The organism is Streptomyces sp. NBC_00344, assembly GCF_036088315.1.
Taxonomy (GTDB): domain Bacteria; phylum Actinomycetota; class Actinomycetes; order Streptomycetales; family Streptomycetaceae; genus Streptomyces.
In genome coordinates this window covers 6,630,774-6,647,841 of sequence record NZ_CP107996.1, presented here as the reverse complement: position 1 = coordinate 6,647,841, position 17,068 = coordinate 6,630,774, and the positions used below count along the sequence as shown (strand labels likewise).

At 69.9% G+C, this 17,068-nt stretch carries 11 protein-coding genes; 4 read left to right on the top strand and 7 right to left on the bottom strand.

Features of this window, described 5'->3' with window-relative positions:
• Positions 1-208: 208 nt before the first annotated feature.
• Together OHS16_RS30060 and OHS16_RS30055 are read left to right on the top strand one after the other, a co-directional pair.
• Positions 209-4,012: a S8 family serine peptidase gene (locus OHS16_RS30060; protein ID WP_328540391.1), complete on the top strand. Its 3,804-nt coding sequence runs from the start codon at positions 209-211 to the stop codon at positions 4,010-4,012.
• A gap of 212 nt (positions 4,013-4,224) precedes the next feature.
• Positions 4,225-5,223 carry a PAS domain-containing protein gene (locus tag OHS16_RS30055; protein WP_328540390.1) on the top strand — a complete coding sequence of 333 codons (999 nt, stop codon included), beginning with the start codon at positions 4,225-4,227 and terminating at the stop codon, positions 5,221-5,223.
• Positions 5,224-5,235: 12 nt separating this feature from the next.
• Here the strand turns inward: OHS16_RS30055 and OHS16_RS30050 are convergent, their stop codons facing one another.
• From OHS16_RS30050 to OHS16_RS30035, 4 genes are all read right to left on the bottom strand, one after another.
• Entirely contained in the window at positions 5,236-6,516 is a 1,281-nt protein-coding gene (locus tag OHS16_RS30050) for an MFS transporter (protein ID WP_328540389.1), read from the bottom strand.
• Between the two features lie 102 nt (positions 6,517-6,618).
• Positions 6,619-8,625 (bottom strand): PEP/pyruvate-binding domain-containing protein, encoded by a 2,007-nt coding sequence (locus OHS16_RS30045; RefSeq protein ID WP_328540388.1) that lies wholly within the window; start codon positions 8,623-8,625, stop codon positions 6,619-6,621.
• Complete coding sequence (locus tag OHS16_RS30040; protein WP_328540387.1) at positions 8,622-9,986, bottom strand: ATP-grasp domain-containing protein; 1,365 nt, start codon at positions 9,984-9,986, stop codon at positions 8,622-8,624. Before OHS16_RS30040 ends, OHS16_RS30045 begins: the two co-directional genes overlap by 4 nt.
• Positions 9,987-10,372: 386 nt before the next feature.
• Positions 10,373-11,203 (bottom strand): helix-turn-helix transcriptional regulator, encoded by an 831-nt coding sequence (locus OHS16_RS30035; RefSeq protein ID WP_328540386.1) that lies wholly within the window; start codon positions 11,201-11,203, stop codon positions 10,373-10,375.
• 101 nt (positions 11,204-11,304) lie between these two features.
• Between OHS16_RS30035 and OHS16_RS30030 the strand changes: the two genes are divergently transcribed.
• Positions 11,305-12,015, top strand: a complete 711-nt coding sequence (locus tag OHS16_RS30030; protein WP_328540385.1) for an SDR family NAD(P)-dependent oxidoreductase — start codon at positions 11,305-11,307, stop codon at positions 12,013-12,015.
• A 134-nt stretch (positions 12,016-12,149) separates the two neighbouring features.
• Here the strand turns inward: OHS16_RS30030 and OHS16_RS30025 are convergent, their stop codons facing one another.
• The gene (locus OHS16_RS30025) at positions 12,150-13,526 is read right to left on the bottom strand and encodes a S53 family peptidase (protein ID WP_328540384.1); all 1,377 of its coding nucleotides are present in this window, start codon (positions 13,524-13,526) and stop codon (positions 12,150-12,152) included.
• Between the two features lie 740 nt (positions 13,527-14,266).
• Here OHS16_RS30025 and OHS16_RS30020 point away from each other — a divergent pair.
• Positions 14,267-14,761, top strand: coding sequence for a lamin tail domain-containing protein (locus tag OHS16_RS30020; RefSeq protein ID WP_328540383.1), 495 nt, complete (start codon positions 14,267-14,269; stop codon positions 14,759-14,761).
• Between the two features lie 322 nt (positions 14,762-15,083).
• Here OHS16_RS30020 and OHS16_RS30015 read toward each other — a convergent pair whose 3' ends face one another.
• Together OHS16_RS30015 and OHS16_RS30010 are read right to left on the bottom strand one after the other, a co-directional pair.
• On the bottom strand, positions 15,084-15,746 hold the full coding sequence (locus OHS16_RS30015; protein ID WP_328540382.1) for a response regulator transcription factor: 663 nt from the start codon (positions 15,744-15,746) through the stop codon (positions 15,084-15,086).
• Positions 15,743-16,921, bottom strand: coding sequence for a sensor histidine kinase (locus tag OHS16_RS30010; protein WP_328540381.1), 1,179 nt, complete (start codon positions 16,919-16,921; stop codon positions 15,743-15,745). The genes OHS16_RS30015 and OHS16_RS30010 overlap by 4 nt, the downstream gene beginning before the upstream one ends.
• Positions 16,922-17,068: the final 147 nt, after the last annotated feature.

Here is a 17,068-nt window from a genome sequence, read left to right as displayed (position 1 = left end):
ACCGGCTCCGTGAACCGGCCGGGCGCGACCACATGATCCTGGCGCTCCATCGGTAGCGGCAGGTTTCCGTCATGGCGGTGAACCGTCACCCCAAAGAGTTCACCTGTGCCGCAGGTCGCGCAAAGAATGTGCTGCGTCCGCGTTCAACGCAGCTTACGGAGGGCACCACTTGAGATCCTCAGTCAGGCGTCGGCGTGCTCTGGTCGCCGTGGGTACAGTCCTCGCCGCGATAGCCGCCACCCCGTCGATCGCACAGGCCACCGCCTCTCAGGGCACCCCCGCCCCACCGTCCGGGACGATCTCCGCCGGCGCGTCCTTTGGCGCCCCCAGGACCGTCACGCTCGTCACAGGTGACCGGGTCACCGTCACCGCCCTGGCCGACGGCCGCTCGACGGCCACCGTCGAACGCCCCGCGAACCTCACGGGCGGCGTACAGACCCAGACCGTCGGCAAGGATCTGTACGTCTACCCGACCGAGGTCCTGCCCTACCTCGCAGCGGGCGTGCTCGACCGGCGTCTTTTCGATGTCACGGCCCTGATCAAGGACGGCTACGACGACGCCCGTTCGAGCAAGCTACCGCTGATCGTCCAGTACGGCGACGCGAAGGCGCGCACTGCGGACGCCATTCCCAAGGGGCTGTCCGACCGCCTCGATCTGCCGGCCGTGCACGGCCGGGCGGTCAGCGAAAACCGTGCCGGAGCGGCGGCGTTCTGGCAGGAGGTCGCTCCCGCCGATGCCCTCGGCCGGGCCAAGGCGCGTGCCGCGCTGCGACAGACAGGGGCCGGCCTTCCGGCGCAGGTGAAGGGCGCCGGTGGCGGGGCGGCCGTCTTCGGCGCGAACATCAGCCACATCTGGCTCGACGGCAAGGTCACGTCGGCCCTCGCCGACAGCACCTCCCAGATCGGCGCCCCCGGCGTGTGGCAGTCCGGCACCGACGGCAAGGGGGTGGACGTTGCCATCCTCGACCCGGGCATCGACGCGGAACACCCCGACCTCAACGGCCAGATGGCCGCGTCGCAGAGCTTCGTGCCGGGTCAGGACGTCACCGACCGCAACGGCCACGGCACCCACACCGCCTCCACGATCGCCGGCACCGGCGCCGCATCCGACGGCAAGGAGAAGGGTGTCGCCCCGGGCGCCCGTCTCCTGGTCGGCAAGGTGCTGGGCAACGACGGCTACGGCGACGAGTCCTGGATCATCGCCGGCATGCAGTGGGCAGCCCAGACCAGGCATGCCAAGGTCGTCAACATGAGTCTGGGCTCGACCGGGCCCAGCGACGGTTCCGACCCGATGAGCCAGGCCGTCAACGAACTCAGCGACGCCACCGGCGCCCTGTTCGTCATCGCAGCCGGCAACTCAGGCCCGGGCGGCATCGGCGCCCCCGGTGCGGCCACCTCGGCGCTCACCGTGGGCGCGGTCGACTCCACCGACCAGCTCGCCGACTTCTCGAGCTGGGGCCCGCGCTACCTCGACGGCGGCCTCAAGCCCGAGATCACCGCGCCCGGCGTGGACATCCTCGCTGCCCGCTCGCAGTACTCCACCGAAGGCTCGGGCCCTTACCTCACGCTCAGCGGCACCTCGATGGCTACGCCGCACGTTGCCGGCGCGGCCGCCCTCCTCGCTGAGCGACACACGGACTGGACCGGCCAGCAGATCAAGGACGCCCTGGTCAGCACCGCGCACGAGACCCCCGGCATCCCGGTGACCAAGGGCGGCAGCGGCAGGCTGGACGCCAAGGCCGCAGTCCTGGGCACCGTGCACGCCTCAGCCACCGCCTGGGCCGGTTTCTACCCGTGGCCGCACACCGCTGACCAGCCCACGGTCAAGACCGTCACCTACTCCAATACCGGCGGCTCCGACGTCAGGCTGCGGCTGAGGGCCACGGCCACCGGCACCGACGGCTCCGACGCCTCGGGAGCGTTCGCACTGTCCATGTCGGGCGTCACCGTGCCGGCCGGCGGCGCCGCATCGGTGACCGTCACCGCAGACCCGGCCAAGGCGCCGTACGGTGCCACCGACGGCCAGGTGGAGGCGACCGCCACCGACGGCACCGTCCTCTCCCACACTCTCATCGGTCTGGACCGCGAGGACGAGCGGTACAACCTCACCATCACCACAGGCGACCGCACCGGCGCGGGGATTCCGGGCACAGCGGTGATCTACCGAACCGGAGACGCGGATCCCTCTCCGGTGGAGATCCCTGCCGGCGGCAGGCTCACCCTGCGCCTGCCCAAGGGTGAGTACTCGGTGCTGATGTACGCCGACCTGCCGGGTGCGGCCGGACCCGACGACCTCGGGCTCGGTGTGCTGTCCGTGCCCCAGGTGCGGTTGGACCGCGACCGCACGGCGGCGCTCGACGCCCGCAACGCTCACCGCGTTTCCTCCGTCGCCCCGCACCGGGCTGAGGACCGGCTGACCCGGGTCGAATGGAACCGGGTTGCGGGCGGCGGCACCTTCAACGCGAACTTCCTCCTGCCGGCCGCCTACACCAGCGTCTGGGCACAGTCCACCGCCAAGGTGACCAGCGGCAGCTTCGCTTTCGACACACGCTGGCGCAAGAGCGCTCCGACACTGACCGCAACCGCCCTTCGCCCGCACCTTCCGGCGGTGGACATGTCGAGCCTGCTCGTCCAGGCCGGTTCCGCCCTCCTGCCGGCCGGACGCCGCAAGCTCCCCGTCGTGTACGCCGGCGCCGGTACCACTGCCGACTACGCGGGCCTGGACGCCAAGGGCAAAGCCGTGGTGGTCCGTTACGACCGGCAGGCCGACCCGGCCGCCCAGTCGGCCACGGACACCGCCCAGGCTGCCGCCGCGGCCGCTGCCGGGGCCAAGCTGCTGCTGGTCGTCAACGACACCGTCGGCCGGCTTTCCAGCTGGTACGGCGCCGACGATTTCGAGACCACCGGTCCCATCGAGGTGGCCGGCCTGCAGGCTGCCCAGGGCACCTCACTGATCGCGGCCGCCGGTCACCCCGGTCTGGTCCTCGACCTGGCCTCGACGCCCACGTCACCGTACGCCTACGACCTCGTCGAACGACACGACGGCGCCATCCCCGATGCCGACCTGACCTATACCCCGAAGACCGCCGACCTGGCCAGGATCGACTCCCGGTTCGCCGGCAAGGCCACCGACTCCGGTGACAACGGACGCTACGACATGCAGGACTTCGACCGGTACGGCGTCGGCTACCAGACGGCCCAGACGCTCGGTACCACCCGTACCGACTGGGTCACCCCGGGCGGCACGAAGTTCGGCTGGTACGAGGAATCCGACAACCCCGCCGTGCAGGAGCGGTCGCTGGTCACCACACCGGCGAAGGGCTCCAGGACCAGGAGCGACTGGTTCCTGTCCGTCTTCCATCCCCGGCTGAACGAGAGCCAGTCGCTGCCCGACCGGCAGGGCGACTTCTTCGTCCTCAACGTCCCGGGCTGGGGCGACTCAGGTTCCGGGCACAACGGCTTCGACCAGAACCTGTGGGGGGACGAGGACATGCTGCACGAGAAGGTCTCACTCCGTCAGGGCAGCACCGAGCTCGGCTCGACGCTCTATCAGCAACTCACGGCCACCGCACCCGGTCCGGCGCCGCTGCGTTACCAGTTGGTCGCCGAGACCAGCCAGAGCGGCGTCCTGCCGTACTCGCCGGCCACCCGCACCGAATGGGGCTTCACCTCCGGCAACGGATACGTCGACCTGCCGCTCATCCAGCTCGACTACGGCGTCGCCACCAGCCTCTCCGGCAAGGCGAAGCGCACCACCCCGCTGTCGCTGACCGCCTCGCACCTCGCCGGGGTCACCGGCGCCGGCCGGATCAGCGCGGCCACCCTCAAGGTGTCCTTCGACGACGGATCGAGCTGGGTTCCCCTCACTCTCAGACGCCAGGCGAACGGCTCCTGGACCTCCACGGTGAAGGCACCGAAGTCCGCTGCTTACGTATCACTGCGCGCCACCGCAAAGGACAGCGCGGGCAACACCGTCACCCAGACGGTGCTGAACGCCTACGGCCTCGAGTAACGCCGTGCCACCGGTGGAGGCGCGCAGATGCCCCCACCGGTGGGCCCCGTCCCAGGGCCGCCATGCCCGAAATGCCGTGCGACCGCAGCGGGTTCGGCCCGTCGGCCGATGCCCGGTATCCGCGGCCGGGGGTGACGGCGCGGCCCTGCTGCGTAACCATGGCACCCTGGCCGGTCGCGGGCCGGCGATGGGCATGGGAGAAGGGAAGCCGAGTGGACGGCGAAAGCGGTGAGGCAGCGCAGTGGTTCGAGGCGTTGGCCTCCTTCTCACCCGCCGCAGCATTCATACGGGACACCCACGGCCGCTATCTCTGGGTCAACGCCGCCTACGCGCATCTCTATCACCGGTCGCCGCGCGAGATGATGGGCCGCGTCGTCGAGGAGGTCGACCCGTCCGCCGACGCCACTACTGCGCGGGCGCTGGACCGGGAGGTACTCGAGTCGAGGAAGCCCGTCCGGCATGTGATCACGTTCGTGCAGGCCGACGGCTCTCAGGGGAAGGCCATAGGCCACCGGTTCGCGCTGGACGGCCATCGGGGCCCGCGGGTCGGCGGCATCTACGTCGACGTGACCGGACACGCCCGTGCGCAGGCGGAAAACGACGCCGCGCAGGAGGAGTTGCACGCGCTGCGGGAGCGGGCCGGGCTCGCGGTCGTGACACTGGACCTGGACGGCCGCGTGCGGCGCGCCAACACGGGCGCGGCGGAGTTGGTCGGATGGAGCCCGCCGGCGCTGGAGGGCAGCGAGGCGGTGGCGCATCTGGGCGAAGGGCTGGACGCGGCCGCGCTGGTCGGGTCGTGGGGGTCGCTCGTCGCGGGCCGGGTCGCGCGCCGTGCCGGGATGGTGGCGGTACGCACGGCGCTCGGCACCACCCGGATCGTGCGCACCGACCTGGCGTTGGTGCAGCGTTCGGGCGTGCCGGACCGGGTGCTGGCCGTCCTGAAGCCGATAGGCGCGGAAACACCGGCCCGTCCGCGGATCACGCCGACGCAGCTCCGGGTGCTGACGCTGATGGCGGGCGGCGAGCCGAACACAGCCGTCGCCAAGGCACTCGGTCTTTCGCGACAGGCGCTGGACTACCACCTGCGACGTCTGCGGACCGTGCTGGACGCCGACTCACGGCCCGCGATGGTCGCGCGCGCCTATGCCACGGGAATTCTGGACCCCACGACGTGGCCGCCGCGGGCGACCGCCGTGCCCTTCGACCGGTGATGCCCTGCTCCGTCAGAGGCCGGCCTCGGCCGATGTGGGTCCACGGCGCAGCAGGCGCAGAGCCAGACTGACGATACCGAGCAGCAGGCAGGTTCCCAGGGCCGCGCTGATGAGCAGCGTGTCCAACCGGTTGGCGGCAAGACATGCGCCGACGGCAAGCGCGACCAGGGCGCAGACCCCGCGGTCGATGATGGACTCCAGTGACAGCAGCGTGGTGCGGTACGGGGTCGTCGGTATCGCCGCGTTGATGAGGTGTCGCTGGACGGGGAAAGCCAGGCCGGTCGCGGCGGCGAACACGCACAGCCAGCCGATCGTTCCCGCGCCGCCGCTCGCGGTGGTCGCGGCCAGCGAGAAGGCCATGACGAGGCTGAGCACAGTGACGGCGGCGGTGTCGGAGAGCCGGGAGCGCACCCAGGAGGGGCGGGAGGAGCCGACCGCCTCCGCGACCGTCATCGCGGAGAGCACGGCGCCGTGTTCGGCGACCGGGACGGCCTTGGCGAGCAGAAGCGGCTGGAACAGGTTGACCTGGCAGATGCGGGCGAGGGTGAAGAGCGCCACGCCCTGCACCATCAGCGGGCCGAGCGGTTTGGATGTGCGCAGCACCGACGCGGTCTGCTTCAGGGACGTCCACAGCCCGGCGCGTTCGGCTGCGGGCACCCGGGACGCCGGGGCCAGATGGGGCGGGACGGGCGGCAGCGCCATGGCGCAGACCAGCGAGCCGGCGGCGCTGACGGCAGTCAGCACGTACGGCGCCGAGTGCGCGAGCTGCATGAGGACACCGACCAGCGGCCAGCAGGCGATCTTCGCCCACAGTCCGAGAGCCCGCGCGGTGCCTTCGGCCTGCACGTAGTGGTCGCCGGCGTCGTGCGCGTGCAGTGACTCGTACAGGTAGGCGCTTGAGGCGCCGGAAACGAGTGAGCGGGCCGTGGCGATGGCGAGGAAGTGGAGGAGGAAGCCGGTGGCGGTGGGGGCTGCTACGGGGACGAGGTTGGCTGCCGTCATGACGGCAGCGCCCAGCTGCATGCAGCGGCGCTGCCCGATCCGGTCGGCGACGAGGCCGGTGGGTATCTCCAGCAGGCAGAACGCCACGTAGTAGACGCTCTGGATGCCGAAGATCTGGCTGTCGCTGAGCCCGGCCTGCCGCTGGTACTCGTAGAAGACGGGCATCCACCACAGCAGGTTGAACAGCAGCTGGAAGCCGTTGTTGAGCCGGACGATACGGCGGGCGAGCGGGGGGAGCACGGTGCGGCGCTTGGGCTGTGAGCGCCTGAGCAGGGACAGGGGTGTGGGCATGGTGCGCCTTCGTCAAAGCGGGCGGAGGGCAGGGTTGGGTGGGGCCCCGGCAGCGCACGGGGGTGCGGGTGCCGGGGCCTCCCCGGGTCGCGGGTGGAGGTGTCAGGCCGAGTAGGGCCGGAGCTGCAGGATGTGCAGGTTGCCGTCGGCGGTGAGCAGCCACTCGATGTCGAGCGGCGCGGCGAAGGTGTAGTCCGTCGCGAAATGTGACTGCAGCAGTCGTCCCGCGAGGGCGAGTCGCGCGAGCCGGGCCCGGGTGTCAGCGTCGAGGTCGTGCTCGGCGGCGCCCAGGGACAGCGTGCGGCCCCCGCCCTCGACCGTGTTGTACAGGTACTGCATGGGCAGCGTGGTGCCGTCGACCACGGCTGCCGTCGAGCCGTGGGCGCAGTTCAGATAGACGTTGCGGAAGTCGGCCCGGTTGGTCGGGTTGCACGTGACCATCACACCGCCGAGCGGGGAGGGTTCGAAGCGCTGCACGATGACGCCCATGTAGGTGTCGTCCAGCGAGATGCCGGCCTGGTGGCGCAGCCGTACGCTGCGCGGGGAGCAGAGCGACGCCCACACCTGCCGTACGGCGTCCAGCACGCCGGGCAGGTCGGTGACCTGCGTGTGCGACTCGTAGATCCCGGCGGCGGAGAAGCCGGCCAGATCCTCCGCGTTGGAGGAGGAGCGGACCGCGAACCTGGTGGCACCCGCGAGGTGTTTGACGAGGTGGGTGTCGATGGTGCGGGCGATGTCGTCGGGCACGGGCGTGGTGCGCACCAGATGCTGGAGCTGCACGCAGACGGTGTCGATGACGTCCATCGCGTCGAGTTCCAGAGCCATCTTCAGCTTGCCGATGCTCTGCTGGATGGCGGGCGAGCCGTTCAGGAAGCGCTGCTGCAGGGCGAAGGGCAGCGCGATGCCGTCGGGGCCCGTGACGTGACGGGTGAGGAAGTCGCCTGCGGCTTCGGCTGCTTCGGTGCCCTCGGGCACCTCGAGCCGGGCTGCCAGGTGGCCGAGGAGGTTGCGGCGGGGCGGGCGTGGTACGGCGTAGTAGCCGGGCAGCCGCGGAGAGCCGTGCCGCAGCACGTGGTGCAGTTCGCCCAGGTTGGCCGCCTTGGTGCCGTAACCGTGCCGGTCGCCGGCACGCAGCTCCGGCAGCGGCAGTATCGGCAGATCCTTCACCCTGGGGGCGTCGAGGCGTATGCGCTGGGTGTGCCAGACAGGTTCGGCCAGGTCGTCAGGCTGCTCGGCGCGCTCCAGCCTCGCGCCCTCGGTGGTCACCTCGTAGCGGACCCAGGAGCCGTTCAGCTCATCGGCGGTGATCCGTTCGAGGACACCGCGCACGATGGCGTTCGGTACGCCCCAGCCTGCGGCGAGCATGTTGGTGTGTGAAAGCGGAGTGGTCGGTAGGGCGTTGACCAGGCCGGCCAGGCGCGGGATGTCGTCGGGGACGACGGGCATCGCGACGATGTCGTACCAGGCCAGATCCTCGCGGGCGGCGCGGTACTCCTCATCGCTCGCGAAACAGCGCAGCCGGCCGTCGGCCGAACCGAGGGTCAGCGGTACGAACGGGGCGGTGGACAGCAGCTCGTGGCCCTGCGCCCGCGGCATGACGGATTCCGGGATCGCCGCGACAGCCTGCTCCTGCCCGTGGTTGGCCGGCTTGACCACCAGGGCGAGGGAGGAGTCCAGATGGGCACGGACGAAGGCGTGGAACTCGGTGAGCACCGCGCCGTTCATCGTGTCGGCCTCGGTGGTCTCCAGCACCATGAACGGCTGCGGGGCGTCCTGCGGTGTGGCCGTGCCGGAGTGCAGGGAGAGCACACCGAGCAGGAAGCGGCGGTCCGGGGCGTGGTAGACGCTGTGGTTGAAGCCGTCGAGGTCGGCATCGAGCTCTTCGAGAGTGAGGCCCTCGATGCACGTGGCCACGTAGTTGACATGGAAGGAGTGCACCGAGCTGTCCAGCACGTGCCAGGTGCGCTCTTGGCGGTCCACGACGACCTTGACGTAGGGATGGCCACCGAGGACGCCGCTCAGCTGCTCGAACAGCGGAAGGGTGAGCAGGCCGCCGACGACCGCACCGTGCCGGTGCTCACCGGCCGGAGTCTGTGCCGGGGCGGTCATGCGCGCTTCCCCGTGAGGTGCTGCGGCAGAGCGGCGACGACGTTCTCGCAGTCTGCGATCAGCTCCTGCTCCGAGGCGGCCGTCACGAAGCAGAGCGCGGCCATCGCGTTGGCGCCGCCTGCCTCCTCGTAGGCGGGCATCGGGGTGCCGGGCGGCAGGCTGGCCTCGCGGACCAGCTCGATGTGCGAGCCGTCACCGAGGAGCGCCGGCCAGTCGACGGCGTCGAAGTCCCACGGCGGCAGTTCACTCCACGGGCGGCCCTCGGCATCGGCGGCAAGGATCACGAGAGAGCCTGCGGCGCCCTCGCCCCGGGTGAGCATCCGTTCCGGGTAGTCGACCTTCTCCCCGAGCAGTTGGCGCACCAGCATGCCGAGCATGTCCAGACCGTAGACCGTCTCGACCTGACGGGTCGTCATGACACCGCCGAAGCGGGCCGCCGTCTCGATCACCCACATCTCGCCGTCCGCGCCGAGCTTGATCTCGGTGTGTGTGGCGCAGTTCTCCAGCTGCAGCGCGTCGACGGCCTGCCGGGAGACCTCCTCGATGCGGCGCTGGGCCTCCGCGGGCAGGGCGACCGGGGCGAGGCCAGCCCTCTCCGTGAACGGAGGGATCGTGGGCATGCGGCCGTTGATGCACAGGGGGTGGTAGACACCGTCCGCGACGATGCCCTCGACACTCACGTAGTCACCCCAGCCCTCGCCCTCGAACCAGGCTGACGCGTCGCCGGTGACGATCTCCTCGAGCAGGAAGTCACTCACACCACCGTGGACGGAGTGCAGTTCGGCGTACCCCTGGGCGGCGGAGTCGGCCATCACGCTGCGGCCGAGCTGCCAGGCACGTTCGGCCTGCGCTTCGTCGCGCACGCGGACGTGCGCGGTGGAACCGGCGCTCCACGCCGCCTTCAGCAGCAGTGGCGGCCGCAGTCGGGCGAAGGCCTCGGTGATGTCGGCGGCGCGGTCCACCGGCGCGAAGCCCGGGACCGGTACGCCGGCCTCGTGCCAGCGGCTGCGCATCTGGCGCTTGTCGCGCGCCGCCTCGACATTGGGGCCGACACCCGCCAGGCCGAGGCGGCGGCCGGCGTGGGCGACGGCGACGACGGCGTACTCCGACAGCGTCATCACGGCGCGGGCCCCCACGATGCGCGCGTGACGGCAGATCAGGTCCACCAGGTCGTCCCCCTCCACCGGCTGCGCCTCGGTGACCGTCTCGCAGCGCGGCCACCACGTGTCCGCCGTCGCCTCCGGCAGTGGCGCGAGCGCCAGCACGTGCACCTGGGCGTGCGCGGCGATCCGGGGTATCGCATACGCCAGCGGCGGGCCGCCCTTGGCGTAGACGAAGAGAATGGGGGCGAAGGCTGTCACGGCTCTCCTAGGTCAGGCCTGGGCTGATGTCGGGCCCGGCACGTGGCCCGCAGGTTCGGGACCGTGTGCTACTCCATCACGGCACAGAGTGACGCACGCACGTTTGTGCGTACATTCGCCTTGGCGTTCGCCAAACATGCATGGAGATTCCGTGAATACTCAACGAGTCTTGTGGGTAGGGATGTTGACTCGCCGCTGTTCGCGCACTCCCGCCTGCCGGCGGGTCAGCCTTCCGGATCGTCGCCGAGTCGCACACCGGATCAGGCCTGTTCCAGCCGCCCATCGGCAGCCACGGCCGGTGGAGCGCGGCGGCGGGCACGACGTGTGCATTCAGGTGCTTACCGGGCCCCGGAACCCGATGGCCGCTGCGCCCGGCCGGTCCGCTGCTACCCGACGAGTGTCTGGGTGCCGATGACGGAGAGGAGCGCAAGCCGTTCGGCGTCATCGGTTCCGGGCTCGGCCGTGTAGATCATGATGCGCAGGTCGCTGCCGGCGACGCTGAGCACGTCACAGTCCAGCGTCAGAGGACCCACCTGCGGGTGATCGACGGTCTTGAGCGACGCCTCGTGCCCGCCCACCGCTCTGGATTCCCACAGTTGGGCGAACCGGTCGCTGTTGGCGCGCAGCTCCGCGACCAGGCGCAGCAACCGCTGGTCGGCCGGATACCGGCTCGTCGTCGCACGCAGAGTGGCGACCTGCGCGGCCTCCAGGGCGCGCTGGGACTGCGGTGTGTGGCGGACGCGGCTGCCCGAGCCCAGAAAGTTGCGCCACACCGCGTTGCGCTCCTTGCCGCGCCGCTCCCCCATCAGTGCCGTGTACAGCGGGTTGGCCAGCAGCAATGTCCACGCCGCGTCGGAGACCGCGACCGGCGTCCCGGTCAGCCGGTCCAGCATCCGCTGCACGCTCGGCGTGATGTAGGCGGGCACGGTGCCCTGCCCCGGCGGCACCAGCCCTGCGGCGTTGAACAGATGCTCGCGCTCGGCGCCGGAAAGGCGGAGAGCCCGTCCCAGAGCTTCCACGACCTGTTCCGACGGGTTGGTCGCCCGGCCCTGTTCAAGGCGGGTGACGTAGTCCACCGAGATCCCGGCCAGCAGCGCGAGCTCCTCACGGCGCAACCCGGTCGCGCGCCGGTGGCCGCCGACGGGCAGCCCGGCCGCCGCGGGGGAAGCCCGGTCGCGCCAGCGCCGCACCGTGTGCCCGAACTCAGTGATCGCCATGACACCACTGTGCACCGCGTTGCCCGGCTCTTCCTGGTACTGACAGTCCCAGGAAGACGGGACGACTGGCTGACCGGGCGGTTTCACCGGACCGTGGAGGCATGACAGCAACACTGATCACCGGAGCGAACAAGGGTCTCGGTTTCGAGACCGCCCGGCGGCTCATGGCCGCGGGCCACACCGTCTACATCGGGAGCCGGGATACAGAACGCGGCCGCCGGGCCGCCGGGCAACTGGGCGCACGGGTGGTCCAGCTCGACGTCACCGACGACGCTTCCGTGGCTGCGGCGGTGAAGACGATCGAGGCCGGTGGAGGGCTTGACGTACTGATCAACAACGCGGGCATCGAAACGGAGAGGAGCGACGACAACGGGGTGATCGGCCCGGCGGACGTGACCGCCGATCTGATGCGGAGGACCTTCGAGACGAACGTCTTCGGCATGGTGCGCGTCACGCGCGCGTTTCTCCCGCTACTGCAGCGGTCCAGCGCCCCGGTCGTGGTCAACGTCAGCAGCGGCCTGGCTTCGCTGACCCGCGTCAGCACCCCGGACACCCCGGCGTACGCCTACCCCGGCGTCGCCTACCCCGCCTCCAAGGCCGCGGTCAACATGATCACCGTGCAGTACGCGAAGGCGTTCCCGAGCATGCGGATCAACGCGGTGGAGCCCGGCTTCACCAAGACGGACCTGAACGGGAACACCGGCATCCAGACCGTCGAGCAGGGCGCCGAGATCATCGTCCGCATGGCGCGGGCCGGCTCCGACGGCCCCACCGGGGGCTACTTCGACGCCGAAGGCACCCTCCCCTGGTAGACGGACCTGGCGGCGTCGCCATCGCGCCCGGACGTGCACAGCACCGAGCGTGCTCCCTGTCACCGGGCGGGCTCGGCAGCCGAGCCCGCCCGGTGATGTGGAGGGGTGCGCCGGGATCCGGCGCGGTGCGGTGGTCAGCCGCGGCGGCTCGCGCGGGCGAGGGCAGGCACGAACCGTGCCGCGTCCACGGTGCCGACGCCTGTGGCCATGTCGTAGCCGTCGACGGCGGTGTAGCCGGTCACACCCTGATAGCTGTTGTTCGTACCGTCGTTGACATCAACGACGCCGGACGACCGGTGACGGAACAGGGTGTACAACGCCTTGTTGATGTTCCCCACCCGGTGACCGGCGGCCTGGTCGGCGAGGGCGACGACGCCGGAGAACAGCGGCCCGGCCTCGCTCGTGCCACCGGAGACGTCCCAGCCGACCGACGTCGGATCGTAGCTGGAGTACACCCACGCGCCGCCGTTGACCGCTGCGGCCATCGACACATCCGGGGTGCCGCGGCGCGCGCCGACGAGGTTCTTCACGCCGTTCTGGAACGCGGGACGGCCGAAGACGTGCGACTGGCCGCCACCACCGGAGCCGTAATCGTTGTACACGCTCTCCGGCGCGGTGCGATTGCCCTTGTCGTCGAGGTGCAGTTGGGTTCCGCCGATCGACGTCACCAACGGGTCGGAAGAGGGCCATGAGTTGACGCGCTTCTTGTAGTAACCCTTGCCGTCCGCGGTGCTGTCGGTGGCACCGCCGTCACCGGAGGAGGCAAGGACGGTCACCCCGTGCCTGGCGGCGTCCTTGAACGCGTAACGGAGCTTGCCGATGCTCGAGAAGTCACCCTTGCCGAAGCCGGGGAACGTGTTCTCCGTCGCGCCGAAGCTCTGCGAGATCACGTCACCGACGCCGTGGTCGATGAGAGACTTCTCAGCGGACATCATCTCCGGCAGACCGGTCACACCTTCGGTCTCCGCGACCGCGGTCTCCACGAGCACGATCTTCGCATCGGGGGCGACCGCGTGAGCCATCTCCACATCGAGCGTCGACTCGCCGGCCCAGCCGGTCATGTCGGCGTTCTTCGGGTCGAACTTGGGGACGTGGCCCCACTTCTTGACCTGTACCTTGCTGCTCTTCAACCCGAACTGCCTGCTGTAGACGTCGAGATCGTGCTGGATGGTCGGCGAGCCGTACGAGTCGACGATGACGATCGTGCGGCCCTTGCCCGTGATCCCGGACTTGTACAGCGGGTTGAGGTTGTACGCCTGCCGGTACTGGATCGGGCTGTAGCAGGCGATCTTCCACTTCGTCCGGCACTGCTCGATGGACAGGGGACTGCTCACACCACTGACCAGCAGATGACCCGCGGCAGCCGGTACCGCCTTGGTCTGCGGTACGGCATGGGCGGGTGCTGCGATGGCACTGCTGCTCAGGGGGGTGGCTATCACCGCAGCGGCGACGAGGGCGGTGGCCCCTGCCGTTGCGGCCCCAGCACGGGGCCGGGGACGGGCTATGCGCATGAATTCTCCTTGTATGGAGCGGAGCCGCACGAAGCGGCTGCCGTGATCTCATCGGGGAGGCATGCGCGGAACAAGAGCGTTTGTCCATTGATATCGAACGCTTTGCCTAAGGGTGAATACTTGGGGCACTCATGGCCGTTTCATGAACAACCAGGAGAGCCCGGAACCGAGACCGAGGGCCCGCTGTGTCTCCCGGGGCTGACTCGCTTCCGGACGGGCACCCCGCACACCTCGGTCAGCTGTGGTGCCGGTGCAGTGGGGCCGCAGAACATCTCGCAACGGCAAACGGTCTCGTGTCGCAACGCCCGCTGACGACGTCCGGCGCCACTATGGGTCATGGACAACACGCCATCGGTCTGGAACCGTACGAACATCCCTGGGCTCGAGGTCCGCAGCTACGCGACCACGACGGTGGGGCTGCGACTGTGGGGCTGGGAAAGCATCCTCCCCCTGACCGTCCTGTGCGCAACAGCCCCGGTGACGTCCGCCGCAGAGCCCGCGGCACCTGAGGAACCTTCCGTTCCGCACTGGATGCCCGCGCCCGAATTCGGTGTTCGGCCGCAAGGATCTGATACCTGAACCACCGGTCGGTCGCCTTCCCCCACAGGCCGTCCGGCCGAACCGGGCGCGAGGGAAAGTCCCAAAATCCCGCCATGGATTCGGACTTGATACGGCAACGGGCTGCCTGCGACGTCTGTAGGCTTCTGCCACTCATCAGCACCACCGAGGGGGGACCTCACATGCACAAGACCCTTGTCACCGCGGCGGCCATCGCGGCCGGCACCCTGACTGCGATAGCCGCGTTCCCGGCCCAGGCCACCGAATACTCCTCGGCACTCAAGATCCGCGGAATCCAGTACGACGCACCCGGCCGGGACTCCAACAGCTGTTCCTCCGGAAACAGCCGCGAGGAATACCTGACGCTCGAGAACTACTCGTCATCGACGACCATCAATCTCAAGGGCTACGTCGTCAAGGACGCCACCGGCAACCATTTCACGTTCACCGCCAACCACTATCTGCAGCCCGGCGACTACATCAAGCTCCGCGGCGGCCACGGCACCGACTCCGACACCAACAACGTCGTCTACCGCAACAACTGCAACTTCATGTGGAACAACGACAAGGACACGGTCTACCTCTACAAGCCCGGCGGCAGCCGCTCGGACGTCCACGCCTACACCAGGAGCGCCAACGACCGCGATGGCAACGGCTACATCACCTATCACGGCTGAGCCGAGCTCGCCCGTAGGTGACAAGGAGTGGGCACAACCGCGGACGTGTCGGAGAAGCTGGTGGACGCGTGGCGGGCGCGGGCGTCGAAGGAGTACCCGGCGAACCTGGGGCGGATGAAGCCGCCGCGGCGCCTGACGCTGCTGGCCGCGCTGTGCCATGTGCGGCGGGACCCATGTGAATCCGTACGGCCGGTTCGAACTGGACATGAACAGCGTCGATCTGGACCTGTCCATCCGGGCGGCGGTGCCCGTCCCGCGCACTCCGCAGGGGGGAGGCAGCAGGCACCACGGCTCCGGGACTGACCGAAGCCGCGGTGCCTGCTCAGCCGGGCAGCGTGACGAGCCCCACCTCATAGGCGGTGATCACGAGCTGGACCCGGTCCCGGGCGCCCAGTTTGGTGAGCAGGCGTGACACGTGCGACTTGGCGGTGGCCACCGTGATGAAGAGGTCCTCCGCGATCTCGGTGTTCGTCCGGCCGCGCCCGATGAGGGTCAGGACTTCCCGTTCCCGCTCGGTGATGCCCTCGACCGGCCGCGGGGAGCGCTGCGGGGGGCGCCCGGCGAAGTCGGCGATCAGTCGGCGCGTGATCCCCGGCGCGATCAGTGCATCGCCGACGGCGACCACGCGGATCGCCGCGAGGATCTCGTTCAGCGCCATGTCCTTGACCACGAAGCCGCTCGCTCCGGCCCGCAGCGCGCCGTAGACGTAGTCGTCCTCGTCGAACGTGGTCAGGACGAGGACGCGCGTTGCGGTCGGGCCGGCAGTGATCAGGCGAGTGGCCTCGATCCCGTCCATGCCGGGCATCCGGATGTCCATCACCACGACGTCGGGGCCGATGTCCCTGACCAGTTGGACCGCCTCGGCACCGGTTGCGGCTTCGCCGACGACCTCCAGGTCGGGGTGATCGGCCATGACCAGGCGCAGGCCGGACCGCACCAGTGGCTGGTCGTCGGCGAGTACGACGCGTACGGGAGCGGCGGTCATCGGGCTTCCACCGGAACTCCGGCGAGGTCCGGCAGCGGCAGCCGGGCCGTCACCCGGAAACCGCCCTCGGGACGCGTCCCGGCGCTGAGGTCGCCGTACAACAGGGCGACCCGCTCCCGCATGCCCACGAGACCGAAGCCGTGGGCCGAGCTGTTCCCGGTGGCACCGCGCCCATCGTCGACGACCTCCACGGACAGCTCCTCGTCCCCGTAGTCGATGAGCACCCGACAGCGTCCGGTGCCCGCGTGGCGGACCACGTTGGTCAGCGCCTCCTGGACGATACGGAAGGCGGACAGGTCGATGTCGGCCGGCAGGGGGCGCTCTTCCCCACTGCGGCGCACATCCACATGCACCCCCGCGTCGGCCGTGGCCGCCGCCAGCCGGTCGATGTCCGCCAGACCCGGCGAGGGTGCGAGGGCTGCCTGTCCTCCCGAGGCCGCTGTACCCGGATCTGCCTGCCGGAGTGCCACCAGTGTGCGCCGAAGGCCCGACAGAGTCTCCCTGCTGGTGGTCTCGATGGCCCGCAGTGCCTCACCGGCCTCCGTGGGCCGGCTCCGGATGACTTGGCTCGCCGCCCCGGCCTGTATGGCGATGATACCGATGCTGTGCGCAACCATGTCGTGCAACTCCCGTGCGATTCGCAGCCGTTCGGCCATCACCGCCTCGGCGACCTCCTGTGACCGCAGCGCCACCGCGTGCTCGCTGCGTTCGCGGCTCAACAATGCCCCCGTGCAGGCCGCGGCCATCGCCAGGAGGCCGATCACGACGTTGACAATCAGGTTGTTCCCGTGTGAGAAGCCGCCGATGACCACGAGCTGGACGATGAGGGATCCGGCCACGGCGACGGTCGAAGCGCGCCGCGCGCAAGTGGCAACGATGAAGCCCAGAACGAGGTCTACCGCCAGATAGGACAGGAACTGGCCCTGATACCAAGTCGACAGGTTGGAGTGGGCGGGGCCAGGAGCGCCCAGCACCACGGCGGTGGACCCGAAGAGCGCCAGGGACAGAGCCAGGAGCGGCATGCGCCGTACCACCCCGACCAGCAGACTCGCGGCGAGCAGTGCCCCGAAACCGTGGGCCGTGCCCGAAGCCCGCGGCGCGCCTCCCACGAGCAGTACCACCACGAGGAGATACAGGGCACCTCCCGCCCAGGCCATGATCTTCGTTCTCGTCATCGCTGGTGTGGCCTCTCAAGAGGGAGACCGCGCTGTGCGACGCGCACGGGCATCGGGGTGGTCGGTATGGCGTCCATCCCGCGAGACTAACCAGCCCGCCGCCCCTGCGGGATCGGCCCACGGACGTACGCCCACGGGCGAAGGGGG

Excerpts from the sequence above, each read along its gene's own strand:
- OHS16_RS30030 (WP_328540385.1), top strand. The coding sequence starts at position 11,305 with ATGACAGCAACACTGATCACCGGAGCGAACAAGGGTCTCGGTTTCGAG.
- OHS16_RS30050 (WP_328540389.1), bottom strand. The coding sequence starts at position 6,516 with ATGCCCACACCCCTGTCCCTGCTCAGGCGCTCACAGCCCAAGCGCCGC.
- OHS16_RS30035 (WP_328540386.1), bottom strand. The coding sequence starts at position 11,203 with ATGGCGATCACTGAGTTCGGGCACACGGTGCGGCGCTGGCGCGACCGG.
- OHS16_RS30025 (WP_328540384.1), bottom strand. The coding sequence starts at position 13,526 with ATGCGCATAGCCCGTCCCCGGCCCCGTGCTGGGGCCGCAACGGCAGGG.
- OHS16_RS30045 (WP_328540388.1), bottom strand. The coding sequence starts at position 8,625 with ATGACCGCCCCGGCACAGACTCCGGCCGGTGAGCACCGGCACGGTGCG.
- OHS16_RS30015 (WP_328540382.1), bottom strand. The coding sequence starts at position 15,746 with ATGACCGCCGCTCCCGTACGCGTCGTACTCGCCGACGACCAGCCACTG.
- OHS16_RS30010 (WP_328540381.1), bottom strand. The coding sequence starts at position 16,921 with ATGACGAGAACGAAGATCATGGCCTGGGCGGGAGGTGCCCTGTATCTC.
- OHS16_RS30020 (WP_328540383.1), top strand. The coding sequence starts at position 14,267 with ATGCACAAGACCCTTGTCACCGCGGCGGCCATCGCGGCCGGCACCCTG.